This window comes from Oscillibacter sp. KLE 1745 (assembly GCF_000469445.2).
Taxonomy (GTDB): domain Bacteria; phylum Bacillota; class Clostridia; order Oscillospirales; family Oscillospiraceae; genus Oscillibacter; species Oscillibacter welbionis.
On record NZ_KI271766.1, the window covers coordinates 1 to 6,107 of the forward strand.

The window sequence follows — 6,107 nt, forward strand, 5'->3', positions numbered from 1 at the left end:
CGGCACCTTCCGTCCCACCGGCACCCTGACCGGCAACGCGTTCATGAAGATGCTGCTGGGCGCCCTGGGCTATGACAGCGCTGTCGAGAGCTACACTGGTCCCAACTGGTCCGTGGCCGTCATCAAGCAGGCCGCCGGTATCGGCCTGGACGACGGCAACGACGAGTTCGTCGGCTCCAAGGCCGTGACCCGTGAGGAGGCTGCCCTGTACGCCTTCAACATGCTGCAGGCCACCATGGTCGAGTACGACGCCAAGACTTCTGTCGACATCAACGGCGCTACCGTGACCATCGCCGGCGACAAGGCCAAGGAGATCGAGAACACCTCTCGTACCGACGGCTACATCGACGACGACAACAAGATGCAGTTCGCTGAGAGATACTTCACCGACCTGCGCCTGACCACCGACACCACCGATGACTTCGGCCGTCCCGCCAACACCTGGCGCTTCAAGGGCGTTGAGGTTGGCACCTTCGCCAAGACCGCTGACGCCACCTACACCGCCGACGTGAAGCTGGGCCAGATCTACTCTGACCTGGGCATGTCCGACAAGGACGAGGCTGCTCCCGTCTTCGTGGACGGCGTTGAGGCCAGCGAGTCCGCCAAGGTCTCCAAGGGCAACGACCTGAAGGTCAGCGAGCTGAAGTTCACCAACTCTCCCGTTGCGAAGTGCAACGTCGGCAACGGCACTCTGGTCGAGGCCTATCTGGATGAGGATACCAACGATGTCACCATCGTGGCTATCAACACCTACGTGGCTGAGGTCAACAAGGTTGTGGCCAAGACCAACTCCAAGGATGCTTACATCACCCTGTCCGAGCTGGCTGCTGAGAACGGCGCCACCTCCGGCCTGCGTGCCAACGACGAGTTCGAGACCACTGGTTTCGAGAACGACCAGATCGTCCTCTTCACCTATGCCAACAACGAGATCCAGTCTGTCAAGGCTGCTGAGTCCGCTGAGGGCACTCTGACCAGAAAGGTTTCCGGCAAGTCCATCAACCTGGGTGAGACCAAGTATGACTTCTCCAAGATGTATTCTGTGGACGGCGGCGAGAGCAGCCTGGGCATCGACAGCGAGTATGTCGTGTACCTGGATGCCAACGGCTATGCCATCTACGTCGAGGAGACTGAGTACAACATCGCTGACTACGCCTATCTGCGCGCTCTGCAGGGTTCCAGCGTTGCTTTCGCCTCTGACAAGGCTGCTCTGATCACCTATGACGGCAAGATGAAGACCGTCGACACCAAGGAGGACTACACCAACGACTTCGCTGGCTATGGTTCTGAGCTGCAGATTGGTAATGCCAACTCTGAGATTGTCCTGGTGAAGGAGACCTCCAACGGCGAGTATCGCCTGAAGGATCTCGACACCAAGAATCCCAGCATTGCTAAGGCCGAGGACTCCTTCGAGCTGCGGAACGGCGTGGCCCGGATCAACCTGACTAACAAGGGCGTGACCAACGCCTCCGATGCCAAGCAGGGCACCGACTACATCTATGCCGACAGCAAGACGGTGTTCGTGGTGGGCACCTATGACAGCGGTGCTCGCGAGAATTGGAAGAATGCTACCTATCGCGCCTACACCGGCATCAACAACGCTCCCACCATCGTGGACGACAACGACAGCAGCCCGGCTACCAATGCCATCGGCATGAGCTACTACTGCCGCAACAACGGCGTTGCCACCATCGTGTACCTGAGCGTGGACGAGGCTGACTACAAGGTCACCGGCGGCAACAACGACGTGATCTTCTTCGCCTTCGAGTCCGGCAGCAAGAAGATCGAGGACTCCGACAACGAGTACTACACCTACAACGCAGTTGTGGATGGCAAGATCGTTGAGGGCGTCAAGGTCGATGCCAGCGTGAAGATCAACAACAGAACTTCCAACGGCTCCTTCAGCAGCAACGTGGTCTTCACTGGCGCCGATTATGACGACGGTGTGATCACCGGCCTGGATTCTCTGAGCAACTCCGGCACCGTCACCGGCATCAACAAGGTGAACAATGAGAACGTCGTGCTCGGCTACGGCAACGGCTCTGAGTCCACCTATGTGGTCGCCGACGATGCGAAGATCTTCTTCATCGACGATGACGGCACCATTACCGAGGGTGCGGTGAGCAACATCCGCCGCTCCGACGAGGATGTCGTGACCTACGTCCTGGAGGATGGCCAGATCAGCTATCTGTTCGTCCAGCAGTACTTCGAGGATAACGACCAGTCCTCTTCCGGCGGCAGACAGGAGCTGACCAGCATCACTGGCGTGAGCTATCGTGCTCCCGACCTGACCCTGACTCTGAACGGCACCAACGCCGGCCAGAACTACAAGGTCACCCTGAAGATGATCGTTGCCGGTGTGACCACTGAGCTGGGCACCTACACGGTCACCGGCGCCACCGGCGCTACCAGCACCACCGCTGTCCTGTCCGTGGGCACTCTGGCCAGCATCGCTGCCAGCGGCGGTATCTACATGGTCTCCTGCGGCGGTCAGAACGCAACGTTCACTGCCTAAGGAACTGTGTCAACGTGCTGATGCACTAAGACAAAAAGGATTCCCGGACTTCTGTCCGGGAATCCTTTTTATGTGTCAGGCATAGTCAAAGCCGGTCGGCACGCCCTCTGATAGCTTCTCCCTGCACGGACACACGGCTTGCGAGGATTTGCACAGGCTTTGGCCCAGCTGGCAGAGGAAACGAACTGGTGAATGAGCCGTTCCTTCGCCGCCAGCACCGGAAGAGTCGAAGGCCCCCCGGACTTTTGTCCGGGGGCGTTCCTTTGGATTACAGTTTCCAGCCCCAGAGGATGATTTTCCCTTCCCCGTTGATGGTTCCGGCGTCCGTCATAAAGTTCAGCGTCTTCAGGTCCTTCGGCGCGATGGAGGGGATGGTGCTGTAATAGGGCGGGTTCGATGTATCATAGATATGCTCACAGATACAGGCAATGGGGGAGAGATAAGTTGCCAGACGGATCTTTGCTTTGCCCTGACCCAGGAGGCCGCTCATCTCCAGGCGGCACAGGTAGTTTTGGTGCGAGCCCGGATGGAAATAGCTGTCTGTCGCAATATTGTTGCAGCGCAGATAGATATAGTGATAGGCTGTGGAGAGGATGGGGACGATCCACACCTCCGTATACTGCGTGAAGTCGATCTGTGATACATCCACATCCACCTGCGCTGCTTCCTGCGTGACAGGCACTTCCAGAAGTTTTACCAGTGGGACGGCCTCGGCGGCTGCGGCTGCCTCCCGGCGGATGGCGGCATCCTGAGCCGTTCTCGCCTGCTGCTCCGCCGCGTCCGCGGCTGCCAGGGAGGCCAGGGCTGTCTCCAGCTTCTGATTGTCCCCGTTGAAATCCTCCATCCGGATGCGGTCCGTCAGCTCCCACTGGTTGAGATGAAATTGACTGGTCTGCTGCAAATTCTTCACCCTTTCCCGAAAATCGTGGCGGGAAAACTCCCGCTATCCAATCCCCCCTGACCGGAAGAAATTGCAGAATTTCGTGCAACAAAAAATTCCCCCGGACCGAAGTCCGGGGGAATTTTCAACCGCGGGTACAATCACCCTTCTGGCGGGTAATCAGACACCCAACACAAAGCTCTGGTCGCCGCAGGTCACCATGTAGGTGGAGCCCACAGACAGAGCGGCAGAGATGGTGGCGGTCGTCGTTGTCGCGGCGCCAGTCACGTTGGCGGTCGTCAGCTTCACCAGGGTGCCGCCGTTGACCAGGGAGATGGTCACGGGGTAGACCTGTCCGGCGTTCGTGCCGGTCAGAGTGACAGTGACGGTGCCGCTGCTGTAGCTTGCGCTGATCCCGCTCAGGACCACGCCGCTGCTACCGGCGCCCTCCTGCTTGCCGTTGTCAACTTCCTGGATGAACAGGTAGGCGATGTCGCCGTCAGTCACATCGAGGAGGCCGATGTAGGTAGCAGTGGAGTCGGAGCTGATGTTCTTCACATCGTCGATCTTGGTGATAACACCATCGGTATCGATGTAGTACATCTTGGCGTCAGAGGCAACCGTGTAGCGGACGCTGGCGGAAGCCGTCGTGCCGCCCAGGCCGATGCTGTAGGAGCCGGAGAGCTTCCACACGCCGGTGCCGGTGAGGGTGGTGTAATCAGATGTGGAGATCGCATCAGCGGAGGTCAGCAGACCCTTGTTGTTGTAGTCAGCATTGGTCACAACCTGGTTGACCGTGTCGTTGCCAGCCAGAACCACAGAGCCAGCATCCTGAGCGGCCTTGACCTTCACGGTGGTGATCTCGTCGTCCACAACCGCGTTGTACAGGTAGTACTGGTTGTTGTCGCCATCGGTGATCATCTTGGTGGCGGACTCAGCAGCCAGGAACACCACATCGCGCTTGCCGTTGGTGACATAGGCGCCGGTGGCGTCGATGAAGGCGAAGGTCACCACATCGCTGGAGCCGCTGGTGGTGTAGACCATCTCAACAGCCTTGGTCTCCACAGTGGGAGAGGTGGTCGGATCATCAGACATGATGGTGGGAGCGTTCTTGATGCCCTTGTAGACGGAATAGTCAGTCTTGCCGCGGGCATCGCTCTCAGCCACCACGAACACGGTCTCACTGTTGCCATACACCGTAGTGCCGGTTTTGGTGGTGATAGCCGCGCGGGTGTTCTTCATGTCGAAGTCGGTAGCGCCATTTCTCAAAACGCCGTTAGTAGAGATCGGATAGGTTCTGTCATCCTCGGTTGTAACAATGGAACCGTTCTTGTGAACATTGGCGGCCTGACGCAGAGCGTACTCGCCCTTGTCGTCAGCGCGGTAGTAGACGATGGTGCCCTCCAGAGAGGTGTAATCGTCGTCAGTATCCACCGTCTTCACGGAGCCGTCGGACATGACCAGCTGAACCTGATCCTTGCCGAAGCGGCTGTTGCTGCTCTGGGTGTAGAGCACATACGCGTACTGAGAGGCGTCGAACTCCTGCTCATCCACATAGATGACCATGCCGTTGGTATCCAGATAGATGACATAGTCGCTCTTGGTGGTCATGCTGGTCTCAGAGCCGAAGGAGAACGCAATGTTCTTGGAGTACTTGTACTCGGTATCGGCCAGAGTCAGGTTCTTGCCCAGGGTGTACTTGTCGAGGGTGCCCTCCACGGACTCGGCCTTCACAACGGACTTGATCTCGTCCGCGCTCTGGGAGTAGGTGAACAGGACCACATCGTCTTCCTCGAAGTTGTCGGTATTGGTCTCAAAGCGGGCCTTGCTGCCGGAGATGGACACAGAGGTAGAAGCGTCCTTCTCGGTCACGAGGCTCTCGGAGTTCACGACAACATAGGGATCGGAGACCTTCTCTTCCTTGGAGGAGATGGTGCCCACATAGGTGTCGATGATGCAGATGGTGACATCGTTGTTGTCCTCATCGTAGAAGACCTCAACGGTGCTGCCGTCAGCCACCAGCTTGTTGTTGGCGCTGGAGCTGGAGACCTTGACGGTGTTGCCCTTGGACACGGCAACATCATCGGCCTCGACGCCGTTGTAATAGACCTCGGCGTTCTTGTCCTTCTCGCTCATGTCGAGATCGCTGTAGATATCACCCAGCTTCACGTTGCTGGTGTAAGTCACATCAGCGGCGTCCGCATAGGTGCCGATCTTGTCGCCCTTGAAAGTCCACTTGGTGGCGGGACGGGCGAAGTCGTCGGTGGTCTCGGTCTTGTCCAGCTTGTCGAAGTAGCGCTCGGCAAACTGCAGGTTGGGCTTGTGCATGTTGTTGTCGTAGGAGCCCTGCGCAACTTCCTTGGCCTTGTCGCCGGCGATGGTCACGGTAGCGCCGTTGATGTCGACAGAAGTCTTGGCGTCGTACTCGACCATGGTGGCCTGCAGCATGTTGAAGGCGTACAGGGCAGCCTCCTCACGGGTCACGGCCTTGGAGCCGACGAACTCGTCGTTGCCGTCGTCCAGGCCGATACCGGCGGCCTGCTTGATGACGGCCACGGTCCAGTTGGCACCGGTGTAGCCCTCAATGGCGCTGTCATAGCCCAGAGCGCCCAGCAGCATCTTCATGAACGCATTGCCGCTCAGGGTGGCGGTGGGACGGAAGGTGCCGTCGGCGTAGCCGTTGATGATGCCCTGCTGAGAGCAGTAGGTGATGTA

At 58.4% G+C, this 6,107-nt stretch carries 2 protein-coding genes and 1 pseudogene; 1 reads left to right on the forward strand and 2 read right to left on the reverse strand.

Annotated elements, in window-relative coordinates; all coding sequences use genetic code 11:
* A pseudogene (locus tag HMPREF1546_RS19325) lies at positions 1-2,512 on the forward strand (hypothetical protein); the annotation flags it as partial.
* A 268-nt stretch (positions 2,513-2,780) separates the two neighbouring features.
* Here HMPREF1546_RS19325 and HMPREF1546_RS15805 read toward each other — a convergent pair.
* Positions 2,781-3,413, reverse strand: coding sequence for a hypothetical protein (locus HMPREF1546_RS15805; RefSeq protein WP_036630077.1), 633 nt, complete (start codon positions 3,411-3,413; stop codon positions 2,781-2,783).
* Positions 3,414-3,572: 159 nt separating this feature from the next.
* Positions 3,573-6,107 (reverse strand): S-layer homology domain-containing protein (locus HMPREF1546_RS15810; protein ID WP_021752122.1); only part of this gene is annotated, 2,535 nt, incomplete at its 5' end.